The 24,074-nt window shown below is 63.3% G+C and carries 20 protein-coding genes and 1 pseudogene; 16 read left to right on the top strand and 5 right to left on the bottom strand.

The annotated features are described in order from the left end of the window. Positions 1-41: 41 nt before the first annotated feature. The 4 genes from NKI58_RS20235 (at position 42) to NKI58_RS20220 (ending at position 3,904) form a co-directional block, all read left to right on the top strand. Positions 42-2,192, top strand: coding sequence for a ParB/RepB/Spo0J family partition protein (locus NKI58_RS20235; RefSeq protein ID WP_352853656.1), 2,151 nt, complete (start codon positions 42-44; stop codon positions 2,190-2,192). 72 nt (positions 2,193-2,264) lie between these two features. After that, complete coding sequence (locus NKI58_RS20230) at positions 2,265-2,741, top strand: UCP036055 family protein (RefSeq protein WP_352642907.1); 477 nt, start codon at positions 2,265-2,267, stop codon at positions 2,739-2,741. A gap of 86 nt (positions 2,742-2,827) precedes the next feature. Beyond that, the gene (locus NKI58_RS20225; protein ID WP_352642909.1) at positions 2,828-3,220 is read left to right on the top strand and encodes a hypothetical protein; all 393 of its coding nucleotides are present in this window, start codon (positions 2,828-2,830) and stop codon (positions 3,218-3,220) included. A 159-nt stretch (positions 3,221-3,379) separates the two neighbouring features. Next, entirely contained in the window at positions 3,380-3,904 is a 525-nt protein-coding gene (locus NKI58_RS20220) for a DUF1419 domain-containing protein (RefSeq protein WP_352642911.1), read from the top strand. Between the two features lie 207 nt (positions 3,905-4,111). On the opposite strand, the gene NKI58_RS20215 is transcribed toward NKI58_RS20220, so the two are convergent. Further along, positions 4,112-5,023, bottom strand: coding sequence for a DMT family transporter (locus tag NKI58_RS20215; RefSeq protein WP_352642912.1), 912 nt, complete (start codon positions 5,021-5,023; stop codon positions 4,112-4,114). Between the two features lie 142 nt (positions 5,024-5,165). Here NKI58_RS20215 and NKI58_RS20210 point away from each other — a divergent pair, with 142 nt between their 5' ends. Further along, positions 5,166-6,044, top strand: a complete 879-nt coding sequence (locus NKI58_RS20210; protein WP_352842731.1) for a LysR family transcriptional regulator — start codon at positions 5,166-5,168, stop codon at positions 6,042-6,044. A 268-nt stretch (positions 6,045-6,312) separates the two neighbouring features. On the opposite strand, the gene NKI58_RS20205 is transcribed toward NKI58_RS20210, so the two are convergent. Continuing rightward, on the bottom strand, positions 6,313-7,503 hold the full coding sequence (locus NKI58_RS20205; protein WP_352642922.1) for a DUF1173 domain-containing protein: 1,191 nt from the start codon (positions 7,501-7,503) through the stop codon (positions 6,313-6,315). Positions 7,504-7,687: 184 nt separating this feature from the next. Between NKI58_RS20205 and NKI58_RS20200 the strand changes: the two genes are divergently transcribed. From NKI58_RS20200 to NKI58_RS20165, 8 genes are all read left to right on the top strand, one after another. Then, complete coding sequence (locus NKI58_RS20200) at positions 7,688-12,226, top strand: strawberry notch-like NTP hydrolase domain-containing protein (protein ID WP_352853654.1); 4,539 nt, start codon at positions 7,688-7,690, stop codon at positions 12,224-12,226. Between the two features lie 12 nt (positions 12,227-12,238). After that, a complete protein-coding gene (locus tag NKI58_RS20195; protein WP_352842726.1) occupies positions 12,239-13,294 on the top strand; it encodes a DUF7146 domain-containing protein in 1,056 nt (351 codons plus the stop codon). 247 nt (positions 13,295-13,541) lie between these two features. Further along, complete coding sequence (locus NKI58_RS20190) at positions 13,542-14,483, top strand: DUF2493 domain-containing protein (RefSeq protein ID WP_352842725.1); 942 nt, start codon at positions 13,542-13,544, stop codon at positions 14,481-14,483. Between the two features lie 62 nt (positions 14,484-14,545). Beyond that, positions 14,546-14,806 (top strand): type II toxin-antitoxin system prevent-host-death family antitoxin, encoded by a 261-nt coding sequence (locus NKI58_RS20185; protein WP_352483438.1) that lies wholly within the window; start codon positions 14,546-14,548, stop codon positions 14,804-14,806. After that, a complete protein-coding gene (locus tag NKI58_RS20180; protein WP_352595508.1) occupies positions 14,796-15,215 on the top strand; it encodes a hypothetical protein in 420 nt (139 codons plus the stop codon). The genes NKI58_RS20185 and NKI58_RS20180 overlap by 11 nt, the downstream gene beginning before the upstream one ends. Positions 15,216-15,505: 290 nt before the next feature. Beyond that, positions 15,506-16,039: a hypothetical protein gene (locus NKI58_RS20175; protein WP_352595511.1), complete on the top strand. Its 534-nt coding sequence runs from the start codon at positions 15,506-15,508 to the stop codon at positions 16,037-16,039. A gap of 709 nt (positions 16,040-16,748) precedes the next feature. Next, on the top strand, positions 16,749-17,072 hold the full coding sequence (locus NKI58_RS20170) for a DUF736 domain-containing protein (RefSeq protein WP_023803002.1): 324 nt from the start codon (positions 16,749-16,751) through the stop codon (positions 17,070-17,072). 57 nt (positions 17,073-17,129) lie between these two features. Further along, on the top strand, positions 17,130-17,471 hold the full coding sequence (locus NKI58_RS20165; RefSeq protein ID WP_352853652.1) for a hypothetical protein: 342 nt from the start codon (positions 17,130-17,132) through the stop codon (positions 17,469-17,471). 113 nt (positions 17,472-17,584) lie between these two features. Here NKI58_RS20165 and NKI58_RS20160 read toward each other — a convergent pair whose 3' ends face one another. Continuing rightward, positions 17,585-17,995, bottom strand: coding sequence for a hypothetical protein (locus NKI58_RS20160; protein ID WP_352853650.1), 411 nt, complete (start codon positions 17,993-17,995; stop codon positions 17,585-17,587). Beyond that, positions 17,992-18,672 carry a nucleotide-binding protein gene (locus NKI58_RS20155; RefSeq protein ID WP_352818909.1) on the bottom strand — a complete coding sequence of 227 codons (681 nt, stop codon included), beginning with the start codon at positions 18,670-18,672 and terminating at the stop codon, positions 17,992-17,994. The genes NKI58_RS20160 and NKI58_RS20155 overlap by 4 nt, the downstream gene beginning before the upstream one ends. A 521-nt stretch (positions 18,673-19,193) precedes the next feature. Here NKI58_RS20155 and NKI58_RS20150 point away from each other — a divergent pair. The 3 genes from NKI58_RS20150 to NKI58_RS20140 all read left to right on the top strand — a co-directional run bounded on the left by NKI58_RS20150 (position 19,194) and on the right by NKI58_RS20140 (position 23,170). Further along, positions 19,194-19,544 (top strand): plasmid mobilization protein, encoded by a 351-nt coding sequence (locus tag NKI58_RS20150; protein WP_352623344.1) that lies wholly within the window; start codon positions 19,194-19,196, stop codon positions 19,542-19,544. Next, positions 19,541-21,775, top strand: coding sequence for a relaxase/mobilization nuclease domain-containing protein (locus tag NKI58_RS20145; RefSeq protein ID WP_352853649.1), 2,235 nt, complete (start codon positions 19,541-19,543; stop codon positions 21,773-21,775). Before NKI58_RS20150 ends, NKI58_RS20145 begins: the two co-directional genes overlap by 4 nt. A gap of 396 nt (positions 21,776-22,171) precedes the next feature. Continuing rightward, positions 22,172-23,170, top strand: coding sequence for an NAD(P)H-dependent flavin oxidoreductase (locus NKI58_RS20140; RefSeq protein ID WP_036246111.1), 999 nt, complete (start codon positions 22,172-22,174; stop codon positions 23,168-23,170). Here the strand turns inward: NKI58_RS20140 and NKI58_RS20135 are convergent. Beyond that, a pseudogene (locus NKI58_RS20135) lies at positions 23,158-23,914 on the bottom strand (IS5 family transposase). The gene NKI58_RS20140 and the pseudogene NKI58_RS20135 sit on opposite strands and share 13 nt — an antisense overlap. Positions 23,915-24,074 lie beyond the last annotated feature (160 nt).

The following is a 24,074-nucleotide window of genomic DNA, read 5'->3' as shown; positions in this document are numbered from 1 at the left end:
CGGGGAGAGGCCCCGGGCCGCTCGTCATGGAGAACCTGACCATGGCAAAGAACGCCATTCAGAAGATCGCGATGAACGCCGCCGAGAATATTCCCTATGACAAGCTAATGCTGTCGCAGAAGAATGTTAGGCGCATCAAGGACGGCGTGTCGATCGAACAGCTGGCCGAAGACATCGGACGCCGAAAGCTGATCCAGAGCCTGAACGTCCGTCCCGTGCTCGACGCCGAGGGCGAGGAGACCGGCACGTTCGAGGTGCCCGCCGGGGGCCGGCGTTATCTCGCGCTCGGCATTCTCATCAAGCAAAAGCGCCTGGCAAAGAACGAGCCAATCCCCTGCATCGTCAACCGCGGGCAGGAGACCTCGGCCGAGGAGGATTCGCTTGCCGAAAACCTGCGCCGTGCAGACCTTCATCCGCTCGACCAGTTTCGCGCGTTCAAGAGTCTCAGCGACCAGGGCCTCGATCCGGAGGAGATCGGCGTCCGCTTCTTCGTATCGCCTTCGACCGTGAAGCAGCGCCTGCGGCTCGCATCGGTCTCACCCAAGCTGCTCGACCTCTACGAGAAGGACGAAATCCGGCTCGAACAGATCATGGCGTTTTCGATCTCGGACGATCACGCGCGCCAGGAGCAGGTCTGGGAACGGATTTGCAGCTCGCACATGCAGGAACCCTATTACATCAGGCGCCTGCTGACGGAGACCACGGTCCGGACCGATGATCGACGGGCCGTCTATGTCGGCGCGGAAGCCTATGAGGCGGCTGGCGGCGTCATCCTGCGCGACCTGTTCGAACAGGATTCCGGCGGTTGGTTCCAGGACGCCGCGCTCCTCGAGCAGCTCGTCTTCGACAGGCTGAAGGTAGATGCCGAGGCGATCCGTGCCGAAGGCTGGAAATGGGTCGAGGCGGCGATCAGCTTTCCCTATGGCCACACCTCCGGCATGCGGCGCATCTATGCAGAGGCGCAGGAACTCAGCGCCGAGGAGATCGAACGCTACGACGCGCTGAAGGCCGAATACGACAAGCTGGACGCGGACTATGCCCGGGCCGAGGACGCCGACGAGGCAATCGAGGCGAAGCTCGACCAGTTGGGCGCCGAGCTCGATGCGATCGATGATCGTCCTCAAAGCTACGATCCCGCCCAGAAGGCCATTGCCGGTGTGTTCGTTACGCTTGCCGCGAACGGCAAGCTCCAGGTCGACGCCGGCTTCGTGCGGTCGGAGGACGAGCCGCGGACCGAGACCGGCGACGTCGACGAGGGCGAGGAAAGGGGCGCCAACGGCGGAACCCGATCCAATGGCGACGACGATGGCGATGGTGTTGACGTCAACGGCAAGCCGGTGGAAGACGGCTCTAACGACGACGGCGAGGACGACGGCATCAAGCCGCTGCCCGATCGGCTGGTCTTCGACCTAACCGCGCAGCGGACGCTGGCACTGCGCAACGCGCTCGCCGGTGACGTCGACATTGCCTTCGTCGCGGCACTCCATGCCTTCGTCCTGCAGGTCTTCTATCGCTTCGCGCCGGACACGTGCCTGGAGATCAGCGTGAAGAGCGGCAGCTTCAGCCAGGTTGAGGGTCTTGCCGAGACGTCCTGGGCCAAGGAGATCGCCGAGCGGCACGAAGCCTGGGATCGCGATCTGCCCGATGAAGCGGAAGGCCTGTGGGACTTCCTTCTCGGCCTCGACGACGCAAGCCGCAAGGCGCTGTTCGCGCACTGCGTCTCGCTGACCCTCAATGCGGTGGTCGAACCCTGGAACAGGCGAGCGAAGGCGCTCGAGCATGCAGACGTGCTCGGCCGTTCCCTCCAGTTCGACATGGTCGACGCAGGCTGGACGCCTACAGTCGAGTTCCTGGGGCGGCTCACCAAGGCGCGGATTCTACAGGCTGTCCGTGAAGCGCGTGGCGCAGACTCCGCGCAGCTGATCGACCACATGAAGAAGGACATCATGGCCCGTGAAGCCGCGCGTCTTCTCGAAGGATCGAACTGGCTGCCCGAGCCGCTGCGCCTTGAGGTCGATGAAGTGGCCACCGATGCTGGCGACGGGGTCGCCGGCGATATGTCGGACGAGGTGACGCTCGACGGCGATGCCACCGAGCTGCCGGCCTTCCTCGCCGACGATGCGGATCCGTCCTCCGAAGAGCCGGTGACCATCGACGGCGACGAGGCAGACCACCTCCAGGCCGCTGAATAATCGGCCTCACGCTCGCACCGGGCCCGGCACTCCGCCGGGCCGTTTTTCGTTTTCCGACATGGAGAAACCCGCATGTCCGCACATATCGTGTACGAATCCGCCCCATTGGGGAGCTTTATCCGATACAGCGACGGCGCGGCGAAGCCGCCGGCTCGCTTTTCCAAGAAGCTCGCCGCCTGGGAGAGCCGCAACGGCCTCGGTCGCCTGGTCAGGAAGGAACCGCCGCGCGAGCGCGCGACCTATAGCTCGCCGGCCTACTTCACCCTGCATGAGGGCGATTTCGGGCAGGGCGGCATCATCATCGTCTCGGTAAGGCGCACCTGGTCCGTCGAGACCGACCTGCGATTCGAGGTCATCGAGCGTCCCATGATCGGCATGGTCCGCGTCCTGCAGGAACTCGGGGACAGCCCGGAACTGCTCTATCTCGCCAAGGATCGCGAGGCTGCCGAACGCTGGCTCACTAACAACCAGTATCGTCGGGCCTATCTCGAGGAAGTCTCCGCCGATGAGGTCGGCGCCGACATCATCGAGGGCCGCACGGCCGCTTGATCACTTCACCGCATAGAACCACCCTGACGAACGGGCCCGGGATCGCGCGAGCGATCGCGGGCCTGTTCCATTTCATGGAGATCGACATGTTCGACTGGAACAGAAGCTGCTCCTATGACGAGCAGCACAAGAGACGCTTCCACACGATAGCCCGTTCACGGCTGAAGAAACTCGCCGCCGAACTAAACCTGCCCTCGGGCTGCTTTGACCTGCGCTCCAACAAGGCGGGCATAGCGGTTTCCGGTGAGATTACCCTGCACCACGACCGCGCCTACATCCAGGTCGGCCAGTTCGGTTTGTCCTCAGGTCACGGCGTCCTGATCCGCACCTGCAAGGGCCGCAAGGATTATGTCGGCGGGGCCAACCACTTCGTTGCGCTCGGCATGCTTGACGACATCCCGGCGCTCGCCGCCGCCGTGCGTGCCATCACTGGGGTTGTTCGAGGCGCTTCGCGTTCCTCCGAGCGACGCGCCGCCTGAAGCCTGCAAACCCCATCTCGCCGGTGCACGCGCCGACCGCAGGCTCGGCCAGTCGACAGCCACAACACCACCAAACAGTTGCGGCGACGCGGTTCATGCCGCGCCTGGCCGACCTGCGTTTAGGAGAACCCCATCACCGCACATCCACCCTTCAGGAAGGTGCTCGACGGCGTCGCCACCCGCGAGCAGATGTTCCAACTGTTCAGCCGACACAAAGACACTCCCGTCATCGATCCGCTTTCCGGCACTCCCTATTCAGGCGAGTGGTTCGAAATCCCCGCGTCAGAATATCACTTCAGGCTCGATTTGCTGCCACCGCTGTTCATGCGCACCGGCATGTTCGGCACGTCGGAGTTCAAGGCCGGCAACGTGACCAGCGTATTCTTCGCGATCCGGATCAGGGGCCGCGAACGCTGGTTTCATGGCTTTTGCGACCTCACGGATCGGCAGTCCCCTGACAAGATGCGCGCCGCCATCATCGCCCACGAGACCGGCGCGAGCGACAGCATGACCCGCGCGGAACAGCTCGAGGCGATCTGGAACACGACGCTCCCGACTTCGAGGGGATCGCCGGCGAGATCAATCCCGGCACCTGGGCCGCGGAGTGGCAAACGCGTCATTCTCGCTCAACAATGGTGGCAATGGCACGATCCTGAAACTGCTCGAGGACCTGTCGGACGATGAGATCGACAGCCGCTTGCAGGCAATTCCCGCGCGACGCAGTCGAGGCGATAGCGATCCAGACCCCTCCTAGGCAGCCGTAATAATGTCCTGACGCCTGTATGCACAGTCAGCATCCCCGCCGTGATGGGTCGCGACCGCCGCTTCGGTGGGGATCAGCGCCTCCACCCAGATAGCGACATCGTTACTTTGCGAACGGGGAGGCGTGGGCTAACGCCGGATGACGATAATCCCAGCCAGTGCGATGAGAACGATGCCGAGCATTGAAGCCGCATCCAGACGTTCCGAAAACAGCACGACGCCCCATAGCACTGCGAAGGCCAGGTAGGAGAAGTCCCAGGTCGAGATGATCGACGATGGTCCCCACTGGTAGGCGATGGCCGTGCCAATGCTGCCGATCAGCATCGTCATGCTCAAAAACCCTATCAGTGCCCATTGGGTCCAGCCCATTGGAATCCACTCGCCGATGAACAGGCTTTGCCCGCCCTCGCTCCCGGCCGTCACGGTCGCCAGGCTCGCGCCGCCCGCGAGAACGATCGCTAACAGGTTGAAGATCAGCGCCAGAACGAAGGGGTTTTCGCCGCGGCTCTTGGTACGCGTCAGCACCATCGCCAGAGCGTAAAGAATCGCGGAAACCAGCGGCATCACAGCATAAATGCTAACATCACCGGCCTGCGGCTTCAGCATGAGCAGCACACCGACGAAGCCGAGGGCGACTCCGGCCCAACCTTGCACTCCGACAGGTTCCCTGATCCAGATGGCCGCAAAAAGAGTAATGAACAGCGGGATCGTGTAATACACCGCCGCCGCCATCGAAAAATCGAGCCACGGTAGCGAAGCGTAGTAGGTCAGCAGGCTCGACAGAAGCAGGCTGCTTCGCACGATGGCCCATCCAGGATAGGCTGGGCGCAACGACACCTGTGGAAAGCGCCATTTCAGGATCGAGATCAACAAGGGCAGCGTGACGCAGGACCGCAGGAAAACGAACTGCGACAGCGGCACGTCCGAGATCGTGACCTTGATGATCGCATCCGCGATGGAAAGCGTCAGGTTAGTGAAAACCATCGCCGCAACGGCGATGCCCACCCTGTCCACTTTGCGGGCCGTCTGACTAATCGACATTCTCGCGTCTCTGCTTCGTTCGCCCAGGCTAGCGAGCCGAGAACGTTCCAACAATTGTGTTTATACGGAAAGATTGTCTGTGTTCTTGTACAATGAGCGGCGACATGAAAAGGGGTGCCCGATTTTGGACAGCGTGGACGACATGATCCTTTTGGCCGAAGTCGCCGAAACGGGCAGCTTTACCCGCGCCGGGGAGCGGATCGGGATGCCCAAATCTACCGTCAGCCAACGCATCGCCCAGCTAGAGGCCCGTGTGGGATTGCGGCTCCTCAACCGTTCCACCCGGCACGTGAGCCTTACCGGCAGCGGCCAAGTCTATCTCGAATACTGCCGCCGCGTTCGCGCAGAGGTTTCGGCCGCGAACATGGCGATGACCAATCTGAAGGAACAACCGGTCGGGACGCTGAAGATCACCTGCCCAGAGGTAACAGCCACCTATTTCATGCCCACCTTTCTACACGGATTTACCACGCAGTTTCCCCGCATCGCCGTCGAACTGATCGCCACAAACCGGCATCTTGACATCATCCGCGAGGGGGTTGATTTCGCCTTTCGCGTTGGCACGAGCACAGGTCAGGATCTGATCGTGCGGCGTGTCTCCTCGATCAAACGGGTTCTCGTCGCCGCCCCAGCCTATCTGGCGGCTGGCAGTCCTCTTCGGGAACCGACCGATCTCCTGTATCGCCGCTGCCTAATTCACGATGCGCAGCCCGAATGGGTGTTCTTGTCAGACGGCACACCGATCGTCCTACGACCGCCGCCGGCTGCGATCTCGGATTCCATGGGGTTTCTGCTGCAATCCTGCATCGCGGGCGGCGGTGTCGCTCTCCTTCCCGCTTATGTATGCCAGCCGGCCGTCGCGGTCGGCCGCCTGCTGGAATTGCTGCCTGGGTGGGAAATTCCACCCTATGAGATGATGCTGATCTTTCCCAACCTGAAGAACCAGTCCAAGGCGCAGGCCGCATTCCGCGATTATGTGAAGACCTTCGACTTTTCAGTGTTTGGCGTTGCACGGAACTAGATTTCTCGGGTCCTACGGTCGCGTTGTTCCCTGTCGCAACGCGGGGTTCGGCAAGGGCGAATGGCATGCCGAGTATCAGGCGCCCACTGTCCTCGCGCTACGGATCTTCGCAAACCCGCAGCATGCTCACCGAAAAAGATGATCACTGGTCATCCCCCACCAAACCGTCATGGTCCAAGACAGCGGGGATCCTTGTTCAACGCATTGTCTGAATCGATGGCCGCCAATCAATTCACGGCATTGATGGAAACCTAGATGTCGTCCCAGCCTATGGAAGGGCCGGCATCTCCCCGTCACCGACCCGCCAGATCCACGCACCCATCTCCGGCCGGTTCGCGATCATATCCTGCAACGACGCCTCGAACGCTTCGTCCGCACCGGCGGGGACGATAAAGAGCGCGATCGGCTGCTGCCTGTTCTGGAGCAAAGCGTTGGCGATCGGCTGGTCGGCTTGCAGGTCGTAGCGCAATCCCTTGACGCTTTTCTCCCGAAGGCGGGCAAGCGCGTCAACGAGCCTCTTCTCCGGGATCGTCTCGTAAGGGATCCAGTTCTCGGATACCAACATCAACGCGACCTCCTCGACAATTGCAAGGCCGGCCGGGTTCAGTCCGAAGGTCGCAATCGCCACGAGATGCGAGCTGGAATCTGCTCCCCACAGCGACAATTCTTTCTCGAAACGTGCCTGCAACCGGCGGTGCAATCCATCGTCGATGATGAAGGGGAAACCGGGCAAATGCTTGATGACGAGTTTCTGACCCGATCGGGCGGGCATGAATTCCTTCACCTCGCCGACCAGGACCAGCAACTTTCGTGGGCCGGATTTCGGCGGGAGCGCAGGTGCAAGAATCGCATTGCGACGCTGCTCGATCGCTTCCTTGTTCTCGGCGCGAAACGGCTCGGGCACGAACAGGATATCCGCGAGCGGTCCGCCCCTCACCGTCATTTGTCCGGCAGCCTCGAGAAGGTGCCAGCGGACATTCCACCAATGTCGCTTGCCAGCCCATCGGGATGTCCAGACCGTCAATTCGGCCTCGTGCCAGAGATAATGAAGGAGGCCACGCAGCGACATCCTCCTGGGGTCTCCGGTTACACTGGCGGAGCTCTGGCCAGCAGGCACGGACGCTGCCCGGCTCCCTGTCTTCGACAGGCTGAAGTCCAATTTGAGGGCCGCCATGCCGCTTTGCGGATCGAGCTGTATCGCGCTGCCCATCAGCGCGCCCAGCCCGGACAGCTCGTAAGGCGATTCATATGAATCACAGGATGGATCATGCCCGCCGCCGCTCAGCGGCATGCGCTTGATCAGGTGAAGGTCGCCGATGCGGGCGATGTACATCGGGCAGCCCGGCTCGCGGCACAGGCATAGCGGGCGCTCGGTGCGGGCATAGGCGTTCGCCAGCGCCCCCTGCAGGTCAGGCGCCCCTTCCTCGTAAACCGCACTGCCAATTCTGAACCGTCGCATCACCTCCACAGCTCCAGGTCGCCGCCGCATCGCTGTCCGCATTCAAGTCATGGCTTTGCGCAGAGCGCAACCCGATTGGTGCATCGGCGCCAGAGGCAGGGGGGAGCCGGGAGAAGTGCGGCCCGGCTGGCGCGGAGAGAGTGCCGGCGCGGGGCGCCACTCCCCGCTCGCGAAGGATATCTCCATGAACATTCTTTCGACCACCTCAATCGTCGCACGTACGGCCGCTTCCCTCGCCGCGCCGGCACAAGACGTCATCGGCACCGCCCAGGCGATCCATCAGGCGGGAATGCGGCTTCTGCCTTTCCTGGAGCAGGGCGAGCCTGTCACCACCGCCGCACTGCGCACCGCCATGACGACAAGTTTTGGCGGCAGCGATGCGCAAGGGTTATGGGTCTGGAAGGACGCCTATGAGGCGCTCGAAGTCGCCCAGGTGCTGTTTCTGCGCCAGTTCGGCCCCGCGATCCTGTCCCGTTCCACCACGCCGCAGGCAACGCTGGCGAGGATGAAGCGCATCGCCGAACTTCTTCCCACGCATAGGCGACGGTCCGACGAGAGTCACGCGATGCAGCAGCTCTCCACGCCCTTGCCGCTGTCCTTCGTCACAGCGCACGCCGCGGCGATCACATCTTGCGACCTCGTTCTCGAACCCTCGGCCGGCACGGGTCTGCTCGCCGTTAATGCCGAGATGGCGCGCGCCTCGATCGCCCTCAACGAACTTGCCGCGACGCGGGCCGATCTCCTCGGCTTGCTGTTTCCGCGCATGCCCGTCTCTCGGCACGACGCCGCCCATATCGACGATCATCTCGACGTCGCCATCGAGCCGTCCGTCGTGCTGATGAATCCACCCTTCAGCGTCGGCGCCTATGTCGACGGCCATGTCGCCGACGCGGCATGGCGGCACCTCTCCTCCGCATTCGCACGCTTGCGTCAGGGCGGACGCCTGGTCGCCATCACAGGCACCGGGCTGTCTCCGGAAAACCCCAAATGGCGGGGCGCCTTCGAACGCCTGCAGGAGCAAGGCACCATCATCTTCACCGCGGTGATCGACGGCCGTGTCTACGCCCGCCATGGCACCACCACTGAGACGCGCCTGACAATTATCGACAAGGTACCGGCCGCCGACCCGAAAAGCTTCGTCCGGTCGCCCGGCAAGGCCACGGATGTCGAAACGCTGCTCTCCTGGATCACGGATCTGCCGCCTCGGACACCGGGCGGCTTTCCGGATTCGATCGGCGCGCTGTCCAACGTCATCCCGCGCAATGCCGCCATGCACATGGCTGCTCGATCGGGGGCGAGAGCCGCACCCCTCGCTGTCTCAATGGCTGCTCCGAAGGCCATCCAACCGGTCCGTACGATGGCACGAGCGAAGCCCGCTCGCCAGGTCATGGCAAACAGCACGCCGGCTGTTCCCCTTGCCTACGAATTGCGCGACTGGATGCCGGAGGAGGGCGGCCGGCTCACCGATTCAATCTACGAACCCTACGCGCTCCAGTCGATCGACATTCCCCGCGCCAAACCGCATCCGACGCCCCTCGTACAGTCGGCCGCAATGGCCGCCGTCGCGCCACCAAAACCTTCCTATCGGCCGCTTCTTCCTGATGCGATCATCGACGAGGGCCTGCTGTCGGACGCCCAGCTTGAAAGCGTGATCTATGCCGGCGAAGCCCATTGCGGCCATCTCACCGGCGCCTGGACGGTTGACGAGACCTGCGATGTCGTCTCGGCTGCGCCAGAGGGTGCTGCGAACGCTGTCCGCTTCCGCCGTGGATGGTTTCTGGGTGACGGGACCGGTTGCGGCAAGGGACGGCAAGTCGCCGGCATCATCCTCGACAATTGGCTGCAGGGCCGCCGCCGTGCGATCTGGATTTCCAAGTCGGACAAATTGCTTGAAGACGCCCAGCGCGATTGGGCATCACTCGGCCAGGAAAAACTTCTTGTCCAGCCGCTGTCACGTTATCGGCAGGGCACACGGATCCGCCTTGCCGAGGGCATCCTGTTCACGACCTACGCAACCCTGCGCTCGCAGGAACGGGAGGGCAAGAAATCCCGGATCGCTCAGATCCTCGACTGGGTCGGACAAGAGGCGAGGAGGGACGAAGGCCCGACGGGGATTAGAGAAAGCCAGACAGGGATTGGAGAAAACCCGTCGGGGGCCAAAAAATCTTTCGATGGCGTCATCGTCTTCGACGAGGCCCACGCCATGGCCAATGCCGCTGGCGGCAAAAGCGAGCGTGGCGACGTCGCGCCCTCGCAACAAGGCAAGGCGGGACTGCGGCTGCAGCACGCCCTTCCCGACGCGCGCGTCGTCTACGTCTCCGCGACCGGTGCGACCGCGGTCGAGAACCTCGCCTATGCGCAGCGTCTCGGCATCTGGGGCAGCGAGGATTTTCCCTTCGCCAACCGCGCCGAATTCGTCGCGGCGATCGAGGATGGTGGTGTCGCGGCGATGGAAGTGCTCGCCCGCGATCTCAAATCGCTTGGCCTCTATGCGGCGCGTTCGCTCTCTTATGACGGCGTCGAATACGACCTGCTCGAGCATGAGCTAAGCGACGAACAGATCCGCATCTACAACGCCTATGCCGATGCGTTCCAGGTCATTCACAACAACCTCACCGCCGCGCTCGAGGCGACCAACATCACCAGTGAGTCCGGCACGCTGAACCGCAACGCCAAGGCAGGCGCGCGCTCGGCCTTCGAGAGCACGAAGCAGCGTTTCTTTAGCCATCTCATCACCTCGATGATGACGCCGACGCTGATCGGCGCGATCGAACAGGACCTCGCCGACGGTCATTCGGCGGTCGTACAGATCGTCTCGACCGGGGAGGCGCTGATGGAGCGACGCCTTGCCGAAATCCCCACCGGGGAATGGTCGGATCTGCATATCGACGTCACGCCGCGCGAGTATGTCGGCGGGTACTTGATGCACTCCTTCCCCACCCAGTTGTTCGAGCAATATTCGGACGCGGAGGGGAACGTCTATTCGCGGCCTGTCCACGACGAAGATGGCAATCCGGTTCAATGCCGCGAGGCGGTTCGCCGGCGCGACGAAATGGTCGAAAAACTCGCATCGCTGCCGCCGGTCGGCAGCGCGCTGGACCAGATCATCCATCACTTCGGCACCGACACCGTGGCCGAGGTGACAGGCCGGTCCCGCCGCATCGTCAGGAAGGCCGGCCGCGATGGCATCGACCGGCTGGCCGTGGAAAACCGTCCGGGCTCGGCCAACCTCGCCGAAACCCAGAGTTTTATGGATGACGACAAGAGCGTTCTGATCTTCTCCGACGCCGGCGGCACTGGCCGCTCATATCATGCCGATCTTGGGGTGAAGAACCAGAGGCTGCGCAAGCACTATCTGCTCGAGGCCGGCTGGCGCGCCGACAACGCCATCCAGGGTCTCGGGCGGACCCACCGCACAAATCAGAAGCAACCGCCGCTGTTCCGGCCCATGGCCGCGAACGTGAAAGCCGGCAAACGCTTCCTGTCGACGATCGCACGACGGCTCGACACGCTGGGCGCGATCACGCGCGGGCAGCGCCAGACCGGCGGGGCAGGGCTGTTCCGTGCCGAGGACAATCTCGAAAGCCCCTACGCGCGGGCCGCACTTCGCCAATTTCACATGCTGCTGCATCAGGGGAGGATCGAAGGCTGCTCGCTCACGACCTTCGAGACCGTGACCGGGCTGTCGCTGACGACTGACGAGGGCGGGCTGCGTGACGACCTGCCGCCGATCACGACCTGGCTCAACCGCCTGCTGGCGCTGCGCATCGAAACCCAGAATCTGCTGTTCGAAGTGTTCGAACAACTGATGGCGGCAAAAATAGAAGGCGCCATTGCCGCCGGCAACTACGACAGGGGACTGGAGACCATCACGGCGGAGAGCATCGTCGTCACCGATCGCCGCACCGTCTACGCGCACCCGGTTTCCGGCGCGCAGTCGCATGTGCTCATCGTCGCGCGCAAGGACCGTATGCGGCCGCTCAGCCTCGTCGACGCGCTGGCCATCGTCCGGGCGGAACCGCAATCGGTTTTGTTGGTGAACGCGCGGTCGAACCGAGCGGCGATACAGCTGCCGACGGCCAGCCTGATGCTCGACGACGGAACCGTCGAACACCGAGTGCGCCTGCTGCGGCCGACGGACGAACTGCGCTTCGGTCTCGATGCCCTTGCCGAAACCCACTGGCAGCCCGCCGACCGAGAACTGTTCTGCGACCTGTGGCAGGCAGAAGTCGCTGCCGTCCCGGAGTTTACCACCAGCACCTTTCACATCGTGACGGGTTTGCTGCTGCCGATCTGGCGGCGGCTGCCGGACCATGATTGTCAGGTTTACCGGATCCAGACCGATGCCGGCGAACGCATCATCGGCCGTCACATCGCGCCGACGCTTGTCGCGACCATGTTCCGCAATCTCGGTCTCGACGATGTCCCCAAGCTCGCGCCGGGAGATGCCTGGACCGAGCTCGTGGAAGGCAGAGTCGGACTGCAACTCGCCGGTGGCCTGATTCTGCGCCGCAGCCGCGTCATGAACGACTACCGTGTCGAATTGATCGGCTTCACCGATGCCATGGTCCCCCGGCTGAAGGCGCTGGGGCTGATCTCCGAAATCATCTCCTGGAAGCTCCGACTGTTCATCCCGACGAGCGAGAAAGGGCCGTCCATCCTCGCCGCGTTGCTCGACCGCCACACACTGGTCGGCGTCACCGACCGCGCGGCAGCGGCGTGAGGGGAGACGATCATGACCGTCTCGGCCTCCGAGCTGGCACGCCGCCTTGGCGAACATGCCGAGGCGGTGTGCCGCGAATATCTCTCCAACGGCCATCGCTCCGGCAACTACTGGATGGTCGGCGATGTCCGCAACACGCGCGGCCGCTCCATGCATGTGCGGCTCAAAGCGGTGGGCGGCAAGGCAGCCGGAAAGTGGGTCGACGAGTCGTCGGGGGAACATGGCGACCTGCTCGACGTCATCGAGCTGAGCTGTGGTCTGGTCGACTTCCGCGAGGTCGCGGACGAAGCACGTCGCTTCCTCTCCATGCCGCTGCCATCGCGCCAGCCTGCGCCCCAGCCCCTTGGCGCGCAGCGCCAGCCTGCCGCGTCACGCGGTTCCCCCGACGCCGCGCGTCGCCTGTTCGCCATGTCGCAGCCGATCGCCGGCACGCCGGCCGAACGATACCTCGCCGGCCGCGGCATTCTGCTCTCCCCGCGTGAGCGCGCCCTGCGCTTCCATCCCGGCTGCTACTACCGGGATCTCGTGACCGGCGAGACGCGGACCCTTCCTGCGCTGATTGCCGCTGTCACCAGCTTCGACGGGAAGATCACCGGCCTGCAACGCACCTGGCTTGATCCCTCGGGTCAGGGCAAGGCGCAACTCGCCGATCCACGCCGCTCACTGGGTCATCTCTTGGGCAACGCCATCTGGCTCGGCCTTGATCCCGGGGCCCCGGTCCCGGTCATGGCCGCCGGCGAGGGGTTCGAGACGATGGCGTCGCTTAAGGTGGTGATGCCGGCGCTGCCGGTTGCCGCCGCCACTTCGGCCAATCACCTCGCCGGCCTGACGTTTCCGCCCGGCTGCCGTCGCCTCTACATCGCGGCCGATGCCGACGCCGCCGGCCGGCACGGCATCGAGCGTCTCAGCCAGCGAGCCGGCGAGGCCGGGATCCTCGCCCTGGTGTTGCGGCCGCAGCTCGGCGATTTCAACGACGACCTGCGTCATCTCGGCCCGGCCCATCTCGCGGCATGGCTCAGCGACCAGCTCGTCCCGGAGGATGCCCGTCTCTTCCTGCCGCTCGGATGAACGCGTCGGGCCGGCACGCGGGCCGGCGCGGCGTCGCCGGACAGCCTGCAGACATGGCGGCGCTCCACCAGAGAGGCCGCGCCCGCGGCCTGCCTGAGAGGCGACCCCTGCCACCCCCCGGTCACGGCCGCAACGGCGGCGCCGTCCTCCGCTTGCGCTCCGGCCTTCGGTGCGGCCGCGTCCGGGGCGCGGCCGGGATGCGCTGTCAGGCCGCGATGGGCGCGGCCACAACCGACGGAGACACGCCATGACCTACGAGCTTCCTCTCGACGACGCCTGCGAGCCCTACCACGCCTCCTCGCCGACCGACCGCGTCATCCTCGAACTACAGATGTACGGCCATCGCCCGCAGCAGGACGAACCTGATCCCCGCCCGCTGCCCGACGACGAGGCGATCCGGGCTGGCCTCGCCGGCATCGTCGAGACCTTCGCCGGCATGCTCGGCGACACCAGGCTCGAACCCGATCTCGACGACCTGCTCTGGTCCTTCGCAAACGTCTTCCACCGCGCCGCCGAGCGCGTCGCCCGCAGCCTCGACCGCAACGAGGAGGCGCAGCGTTCGAGCCAACAGGAGCAGGACGGTTCCGAGGTGAAGTCGGTCGAGCTGGAACGGCTGACCGCCGAGGGCATCACCTATATCGAGCGCCGCAACGTGCTCGAAATCATGCGCGATGAGGCTGCCGACCTCTACGAGGCACAAACCGGATCGGCCTGGCGGCCGCGCACCGGCTCCAAGGTCTCCCACCAGGCGATGACCGCTTCGGTGATCGACTCCAGAGACTTCCTCGCCGCCCGCCGCCACGCCGAAACCGAGGTGCTCGTTCCTGCCGGCACCAAGATTGCCTTCGCCGGTGGTCTCGACTGCAACGATCACGACCGGATCTGGAACGCGCTCGACAAGGCCCGCGAGAAGCATCCCGACATGGTCCTGCTCCACGGCGGCAGCCCGCGTGGCGCCGAACGCATCGCCGCCTGCTGGGCCGAGAACCGCAAGGTCACCCAGATCGCCTTCAAGCCGGACTGGACCCGACACGCCAAGGCGGCTCCGTTCCGCCGCAACGACCAGCTTCTCTCGGTGGTGCCCTACGGCCTGATCGTCTTTCCCGGTTCCGGCATCACCGAGAACCTTGCCGACAAGGCGCGTCGGCTCGGCATCCCCGTGTGGCGGTTCGCGGAGGACGGCGCGTGAGCGCCGTTTTCTTGCAAATCTAGAAAATCTAGATAATATGGAGATCGATAAGGAGTCCAGCCATGCGCCAGTTCACGACGGGGGATCTCAACAAGCAGGTTGGCGACGTCACCGACGTTGCCAGCCGCGAACCCGTTATTCTTACCAAGCACCGGAAACCCCGGTTCGTGCTGATGAGTTACGAGCACTACGAACGGATGCGCATCGGCGGCGATCCCCGCCGCGCATACCGTGTCTCCGAGATGCCGGAGGAACACACGGAACTCTTCGCCGCCGAGATCGACCGATTGGCGCGCGGGGAAGGATACGATGATGAGCGGTAGATTCCTGCCTGGTCAGGTGATCTCCTACCCGTATCTTTGGGCATGGCAACACGAGCGCGGCGAAACGGAAGGCCGCAAGAGCCGGCCCACCTGCGTGGTCATCGCTGTCCGCGGCGCAAGAGATGGCCTGACCCATCTCGCGCTCCTGGCGATAACCACCCAACCACCAACCAGCGATCGGGTCGGTTTGGAAATCTCCACTATCGAGTGCCGCCGCGCCGGTCTGACCGATCTCAAACGCTGCTGGATCGTGGTTGACGAATACAACTACGATATTGCCGAACGCTCCTGGTACATCGAAGCCGACGGTAAGCCCCTCGGTCGTTTCAGCAAGGCATTCATGATGAAAATCGCAGGCGCCTTTATCGAAGCGCGCAGCGAGGGCCGCCGCGTCAGCCGTCTGGATTGACGTTCTCTTTCGCGGCCATGCGCTCGATCCAGGACGTGAGCCTCTGGCTGGCCGACAAAGACCACTAGCTCCAAGCGCGAAGCGCAACTAGCCAGATGCGCGTAGCGCCTCCGGCAGCTGCAGGATCCGGGCGCGCCGGCCTGCGGCCGGCCGGGCTCTCGTCGCGGCGTCCCGCCGCTTCCCGAGCCAGCTTTGCCGTCTCGGCCTTCGGGTGACGATCCCTCGCGCAGGGCCAGGGGAGAGGGCGGCCGGCGCGGGGCGGGGGACGCGGGAGAGAAGGGAAAGTCACCATGTCGATGATATTCATAGGTGGATCACGCGAGATATTCGAGCTGCCGGAACCTGCCATCGCTCGCATCGGCGCAATCGTTGCTGCCGAGCACGGCGTGCTGGTTGGCGACGCGCCTGGAGCCGATGCCGAGGCGCAGGGCCTGCTCGCCGGCTACAAGTACGAGCACGTCGGGGTCTTCCATGCCGGCAAGGAACCCCGCAACAATCTGGGCGACTGGGCCGCCTACCATGTTCCTTCTCCTGAAGGAGCTCACGAGCACTGGTTCCACGCCGCCAAGGACCGGGAGATGGTGCGGCGCGCCGACTTTGGGATGATGGTCTGGGACGGCGCATCACCGGGCACGGCCGTCAACGTGCTTCGGCTCGCCATCGCGAACAAGCCGTGCGTCATTTACGATCTGGCCAGGGGCCGGATGGCGACCACGTACAATGTGGAAGACTGGTGCGCGATGCTCCGCCATGCTGATCCGGACATTCGCCGCCAAGCCGAAGCCCGCATGACGCCGGATGAGCGTCTAACGTTGCCAGGATGATGGATGCGGTCCTGCCGACAGGCCCTGCGGGTTCAATCCGATATGTGATCCGGCTCCTCGCCGCCTAACCACTTGTATGAGCGGACGGAGCCGGCCCCTTTCGAAACCGGTCCACGCGCAGAGCCGCGGGGCGTTGTACGGATGATCATCTTGACGCTTCTCGCCTCTGAAGCGGGTGCAAGCGTGCCGAACAATATCCTGGCTTGCCGGGTCATCCAACCTGACTGCGCGGTATCGTCCCCGAGGGGCGTGAAGTTCGCTGCCAGCCGGCTCCGATCTCGAAACCGCTATGCCGCCATACCGAACATGCAAGGCGGTCACGCGCCGGGCTGCTGGTCGATGTGTTGGCGATGCCGACGACATGACCCGAGAGGCTGCAGCATGTTCCTGCGATCCGGCAGCGTTGCGTCGGCGATCTAGCGATGGTGGCCTGAGTTCTTCTCCTTCGGTTGCATCGGGGCCATTCCCGTTTCATGTCGCCTTTGTAGACGACCGCCTGCTTTGTGCGGTCAACCCCCGTTGGGGGTACACTCGGCGAATATTCAGGAAAATTCGATTTCTGTTTTTGTCTGCGGGCAGGCGAAGGGCCTGCCCGCAATTTTTCGGCAAATAGAATTTTCCAGAATTTTCGCCGAGATGACCGCAGCAGGACGGCCCTCTCCTTTGGCGCCATCGGGAATGGTCCCGATGCAAGCGAAGGAGAACTACCATGGCCACCACGATCGCAAACCTCACCACCAAGGCCGACGGCTCGATGGAAGGCGTCTTTGCCACGCTCCGGGTCAACGCCCCGATCACCCTGATCCCGAACACCAACAAGTCGCGCGAGGACGCGCCCGACTACCGGATCGTCAACAAGCGCACTGGCTTCGAGATCGGAGCCGGCTGGCACCGCACCTCCCAGCGTTCGGGCGAGGAATACCTCTCCGTCAAGCTGGAAGCGCCTGAGATCGGCGTCATCTTCGGCAACCTCGCACCCGCCCCGGGCGGCGAGGAGAACAAGAAGGTCATCCTCTGGAACAACCCCCAGTGAGGCATCGGTGGCCGGCCCCGCAAGGGGCCGGCTCCCCACCGGCAAAAGGAGGTTGCAATGAGCCGCTACACCATCACTGTCACTGGCACCGTCACCGGAAAGGGCCACTCCGATCCAGACGCTGTCATCGGCTACGACCCACCGCTTCGGACCTACTTCCTGCAAGCGTTCCCGCACCAGGAAACCGACGAGCCCCGTCTTTGGCTTGGCACCCGCGATCGCGCGTTCGAAGCGCTTGACGATCTTCGCCATGCAGCCATCTCACACGGCTACGACTTCATGCCGTTGTCGCCCAAACTGGCGGCAAAGCTGGTCGGCGACAAAGCGGCAGCCAGTGCGCTTCCGGACCGGGACGACTTCCTTGGTCAACTGCTGAAACACCTCAAGCAATCCAAGTAGGCAAACATCTCAGGGCCCGCGACGAAGTATCGTCGCGGGCCCTTTTTTTCGCACATAGCAAGAGCCACGAACATCACCTGTCGCAACAGGCGATAGCGGCTCCATACCGTCGGTCATTCCTTCGGCAGTTTGTGCTTATGAATGCGGATATAATCCTGCACAGCCTTTCGCAGCAGTTCGGTCATGCTGTGGCCGTTGCTGATCGCCAGCAGCTTGAAATGGCGCTGCTCCACGGCCGTCAAATAATACCCGCAGCGGATCATCTCCTCGTCGCGAATCTTCTTGCCGGCTATCGGATCCTTTTTCTGACCCTGCCGCAGCAGCTTGCGAAAGTCAGGGCTTGCACCCGATGCCGGCTCGGGCGTCTGCGACATCGCCGATCCGACATTCGGCTCCAGCTTCTGCGCCTCGATCTTCGGCGATGAAATGAACATGCTCGGCAGTGCCGGCGGCTGCGTGGAAATCGCCTTCATCATGCGGGCTTTCTTGTCGTGACCGGGTTTCGGTGCGGTTTCTTCACTCATGCCGCGTTCCTTGTGGCTTCGATGAAGGTTTGCAGAAGGTCGTCGAAGACCCCTTCGCTCTCGGCAATCGCCTTCGCATCAGGCACCCCATGGCTGTAAAGGGTCTGCCCGGTCTGAAGATCGCGGTAGGCAACACGATTGTGCAGGACGTGTTCTGCAATCGGCGTGCCGTTGGCCTGGATGATGGCGCGCAGTTCGGTCAGGGCTCGCGCCCTGCCATCGATGATGGTCTGCTTGGTCAGCACGAATATCGCAGGCAGCGGTCTACCCCGGCTCTCGACCGCCAGCGGGATGTAGTGGTCAGTGATCTGGATGGCGGCGGTCACATCGTCGAGGGCAAAATAGACCGGCACGACAACAATGTCGGCGGCGTAGAGCCCGGCCATGAGGTTGTCATTTGTGGTGCCTTCCGTATCGATCAATACGACGGAGCGCTCACCGTTGTGAATGGCTGCGGCGTCAAGGACTTCCTGCGGGGTCATCGCGCTCACCAGTTGCAGCCTGTCAGGACGATTGCCAGCCTCACCCAGCATCTGGAACCAGCGGTTCATGTTCTGCCGCCGGTCGCCGTCGACAAGAGTGACCGAATAGCCCCGATGCAGCGCGACGGATGCGAGCGCGCGCAGCATCGTCGATTTGCCAGTGCCGCCCTTGGGGATCGCAGCGGAGATGATCATGGCGGCCTCCTTCCGGCGTGGGCTCCCTGTGTCCATGTTAACAAGGACACAAGTCATCATGGACACAGGGAACGATATCACGGTCAAAACATGGTGACATAGTCAACGGGGAAGACTGGTTTGGCAACCCAGGCGCGCACCGATAAGGGCTCGTTCAGGGTGCAGTCACTAACGCGGCGGTTGCCATCTTCATGCGAGGAATGATCTGCCGGGCTGACCGGAGTGCAGACCGCCCTGATGTTTCCATGTTAACATGGAAACAAGTCTTCAACGCCACATCACAACAAATCACGATGGAGACATTGCGACGCTTGAGTCGGGCTGTGCCGTCGACAACTGCGCTGGTGAGAAGACACGCCCTCAATCTTTCTGCTTCTTGCTGGCAGGATAGCCTATTTTGTGATACACACAAAATAGGCGGCGCGGCCCTGGCGGGCCTTAGCGCCCGCAAGCGGGCTTGAGAGATGGATGCAGACGCCCAGAAAGCCGCGGTGAAGAGTGCGTCACGACGCTATGGCGAGGTGACGCACATCCGGTTTTCGGCTGACGAGCTGGCCAGCCTCAAAGCCATTGCGGAGCGGGACGGCGTGACCGTCAGCGAAGTCGTGCGGCGTCTTGTGCGGGCAGAGGCCGGGCATCTGCCTATCGCGTCAGAGGCGTTGCGGCCGGCGATCGTGGAGATGACTGATCAGCTGCGGCGCGTCGGCGTCAATTTCAATCAAGCCGTGCGTGCCATGAACGACGGCCGCATTCCTTCTGACGAGAATCTTGAGCAGGCGCTGATCGCCGTGGGCGACCTCGTGCGGCAGTTCCGCGAAGAACTGAAGGCGATGACTGGGGGCTCCCGCAAGGCGAGAGCGGCAAGGCCATGAGCGGTCGTCTCGCCGGCTACGCGGCCGAAATCGAACGCTATCTGCGGGGCGAGTCGGGAGCGAAGCGCGAGGACCTGGACAACGACGAGTCTCTGACGAGCGCCCGACGCGAGGCCGGTGAATTCCAGGCGGTGAACAGTCATGAGCGGGCCGGCGGCGGCGGACGCCTCGGGCAAGGACAAGCAGGCTCGATGGGAGGTGGCGGCAGGAACGCCCCTCGTTCGTCGCCGGGAGGGACAGGAGTGGCGGGGAGCTCCATGTCGAGCAGGGCACCGAAGTCCACTGCTGCTGCGAGTTTGCCCAGGGCCGCTAGCGCCCCGATCATGGTCTATGGCGCCACGCTCGCCGGTTTCCGGCCGGAAGAGGAGGAGGAAGACTGGAAGCGGCGCGGCGGCGGCGGCCGTGGTACCGATCGCGCGAGCGCTACAGGACGAGCGGCGCGGGCGGGCTATCGGGCGCGCGCCGTGGCGGCGAGGGCAGGCTATGCGGCGGGTGCGCAGCCTGCCGTGTTCAAGGTCATGCCCAATCCTCCGTCGACCAGGGAAGCCGCCGCGCGGCTGCTCAATTACATCGGCAAGCGCGAGGACGAAAAAGGCGAGAAACACGACATCGAGATCTTCGACGAAGATGGACAGGTTCTTGCGACAGGCGGCGCGCGAAAGGCGTTCCTGGAAACGTTTTGCGAGACGTTCGAACCGCCCTTGGAAAACACCAATTTTATCGAGGTTCGTTTCGAGCTCGCCGGCCAGGTCACCGATGCCGCCTTGAGCGAGGCGCTGACCAAGGCCTTCGGCGCAAAACCGTTCATCTATGCTCAGGACGGACAGACGGTGCAGGTCTACGCGCACACCGATCAGCGGGCAGGACCGCTCGCCAAGGTGCTTGCCGGCGGTCGGGAGAATTCGCGCAGCAAGGCGCTCGACAGGATCGAGGCGCGGTTGTCTGAAGCCATGGGCGCGGCGGGGGTGGTCGCCAAGGCGGAGGTAACGGCGGCCGTCAGCCGTGAACCCAAAGCGAAATATTTCCTGCAGAAGTTCATCCGCACCCACAGCCAGGTTCGCCACGCAAATGGCGAGCCTGTACCCGGGGTGAAGAATTCCACCAAGGCGGCCGCTTCGGTCTATGAACAATGGCGCCCGCAGTTTTCGGGGCGTGAACGCCGCAATGCCTATCACCTGCTTTTTTCGGCAAGGGCCGGCACCGATGCCAACGCCGTCATGGCCGCGGCGCGCGGCGTGCTCGAGGAGCGCGCGTCAGGATACAAGTTCGTCCTCGCGCATCACAAGGACACCAAGCACGTCCATATCCATGCGATGGTGCAGGCACGGTCAGCCGACGGCGAACGCCTGAAATTCTACAAGCCTGATCTCGCAGCCTGGCGCGAGACCTTTGCGGAAAAAGCACGCGAGAACGGCATTGCGATGGTGGCAACGCGGCGCATGGATCATGCGATGACGCGGCCATTCACGAAGGAGCATGCCGGAGCCTATAGCCGCGCGCAGAGCGATCCGCGCTACCAGGTCAGCACCAGGACGATCGAGCGAGTGGAGGCCAAGCGGCAACGCCGTATCGATGGGCAATCCCTTGTCGTTAACGGCGATGCAATCGCTGCCGCATGGCAAAAGACTGTGACGACGATGCGGACCGCGGGCATAGTCGGTCAGGCTCTCACGGCAGCGGAATCGATCGGCAACAATTTTCTGCGGTTCCGTCGCGATCGGACAGGTGAGGGGCAACCAGGTCCTGCCGCGGGTCGCGGAGCTGATCAATCGGGGCAAAAGTCTTTCCTGTCCCATCCCGGTATGAGAGAATTGAATGCACTGATAGGAGATTTGGACATGGCGCAGACCCCCTTGGAAATGCGGCGTCAGATGGCCCGCGTCAATCAGGCTCTGGACAACATGCGCGAGACGCTGCCGCCGGCGCATCAAGGACAGTTCGAACAGTATCGTGAAGAGGTGAACGACAAGATGCACGACCGTCTCGCGCGGCTGCAATTCGAGCGGCAGCAGCAGCGTCGTGGTGGTGACGAGCCGATCCCCGAGCGCGAGCCGCGAGGGCGAGACCTTCCAACTCGGGACGATCCCCGCGAGCCGGAGCAGCCGCGCACCGGCACCGAGCAGGAGAAGGTGGCAGCCAAGCAGAAGGACGCCAACAAACAGAAGGCACGGCAGTCGGAAGAGCAGGACCGCAAGACCCAGCGCTCAAATGATAACGATTACGAGCGCTGAGCCGAGCTCACTGCCGCCTGCGGCTAAAGAGACCGAGAGTGTTAGTGACCTCATGTGCCGAGGCCCATTTGGCGCCTACGAGGTTCAGGATGATGGCCACGCAGATCTCACGCCGCGCATGATCTTGAAATCTGCTTCGTGCCGCATTGCTGGATGGACTGAAGCTAAGGCTGGGACAGGCTGGTTTCAGGTCGGTCCAGGTAACCGCAGCGCCATTGGATCGATCGGTGACGGGCTCAAAGCCCGGTCGTAAGTTTGCTGATGGGTTAGGGTCCGGACTCATAACCGTCGGTCGACTGCGCTGGCGGCTCTGGTTGCCGTTAGTCGCGGGCGCTGAGCGGGGCTCGATAGGATCAACCGAACCTGCGATACTCAAGGCAATCTATTGGAGTGATGATGCGCATCGTAACCCGTCTCACTGATCGGCTTAAACTGCAGCATCCGATCATCAGCGCGCCGATGGCATTCGCATCGGGCGGGGAACTCGCAGGTGCGGTCAGTTCAGCCGGAGGGCTTGGGCTTATCGGCGGCGGCTATGGCGACGCTGATTGGCTGACGCGCGAGTTCGAGCGATCTGGCAACCGACCTGTCGGCTGCGGCTTCATAACTTGGTCACTCGCCAGGAACCCGCGCCTACTCGATAAGGCCCTGGAGCGGCGACCAAGTGCGATTTTCCTATCCTTTGGCGACCCGGCGCCTTTTTCGCCGGCAATACGGGCCGCCGGGGTCCCCTTGATCTGCCAGGTCCAGAGCCTCGACGACGCGCGCCGCGCTCTTGATGCCGGAGCCGACATTGTCGTCGCCCAAGGCGCGGAAGCCGGCGGTCACGGTGAAAAGCGAGCGACATTCACATTTGTTCCGGAGGTCGCGAACTTGGTACGGCGACGGGCGCCGGACACGCTCATCTGCGCGGCCGGCGGCATCGCCGATGGTCGTGGGCTTGCAGCGGCGCTGATGCTTGGCGCTGATGGCGTCGTGATGGGATCACGTTTCTGGGCCTCGTTGGAGGCTCTCGTTCATCCAAATCTGCACCAGGCTGCCCTTGCCGCGACCGGAGACGACACGGTTCGAACCTCGGTGATGGACCTAGCGCGCCGCCTGGATTGGCCATCGCGGTTTTCACTGCGCGTTCGGAAGAATGCTTTTACGGAAGCCTGGCACGGCAATGAGGCCCATCTCCTTGCCGACATTGACGCGCAGTCCGCTGCCTACCGGGAAGCGTGGGCAAGCGGCGATCCCACAATAGCCGCGATCATGATTGGTGAGGCCGCCGGCCTCATCCACGACATCGAGCCGGCGAGTGACATACTCCTTCGCACCGTTTCTGAAGCGATCACGCTGCTTCAGGGCGCAAGTTCGCTTCTGTTTGTCGAGGACAACTGTCACAGCCAGTAACTGACCGTAGCGGCTAGGCAGACGGCAGCGAGGAAGTTCGTGGCCGATCGATCGTATCTGGTGGCGATGCGGCGGAAATCCTTGAGCCGTCCGAACATGCGCTCGATGGCGTTGCGATCACGGTAGAGGAACGGGGAGAAGCAGTTCTTCCAGCGCCGGTTGGCTTCGGCGGAATGTTCGGCATCGCCCCTTTAGCCTAGACCTGTGGCGAATGGCATTGGTATCATAGTCCTTGTCGGCGTGCAGGATCGGGCTCTTGGGCATCTGCTCCAGAAGCAAATCTCCGGCGCTGCAATCGGCGACCTGGCCACCGGTCAAGAGGAAAGCGATCGGGCGGCACAGGCCATCGGTCAGGGCGTGGATCTTCGTGGTTCGCCCACCGCGCGACCGGCCGATCGCCTGATTTTGCTCCCCCCTTTGCCGCCAGAAGCGCAGCGATGCGCCTTCACGGCCGAAGAGTCGATCAGGACCTCAGCCGGAGGACCGCCAGCCGAGGCCAGGGCGTGGAAGATGTCGACCCAAACGCCTTTGGCAGCCCATCGGACAAAGCGATTGTAGAGCGTCTTTCTCGGCCCGTAGACTTGCGGGGCATCGACCCAGCGGCCGCCGGACTTGAGGACATGGACGATGCCGCCAATCGCTCGGCGGTCATCGACTCTTGGCTTGCCGCGCGTGTCGGTTGGCAGCAGCGCCTGCGGCCGCGAAACCTGCTCCCTCCGTCAGCCAGAAATAATCGCGATTCATCTGTGGCCTCCCTTTGGAGACCGTGACTCATAAAACCACCGTCAGTGGAATCCCTTGATGGGTCCGGATCCTAGCCTGAAAAATTCATGGGGGTTGGTGGATGTGGCGCAAGCCGTTGAAATGACGTAGATTTGGTTGCTTAAGCCGATCCGAACCATTT

The organism is Mesorhizobium sp. M0522 (assembly GCF_040321085.1).
In the GTDB taxonomy this organism is placed as follows: domain Bacteria; phylum Pseudomonadota; class Alphaproteobacteria; order Rhizobiales; family Rhizobiaceae; genus Mesorhizobium.
The sequence above is the reverse complement of the archived record's forward strand: the minus strand, read 5'-3'. Positions and strand labels throughout refer to the sequence as shown.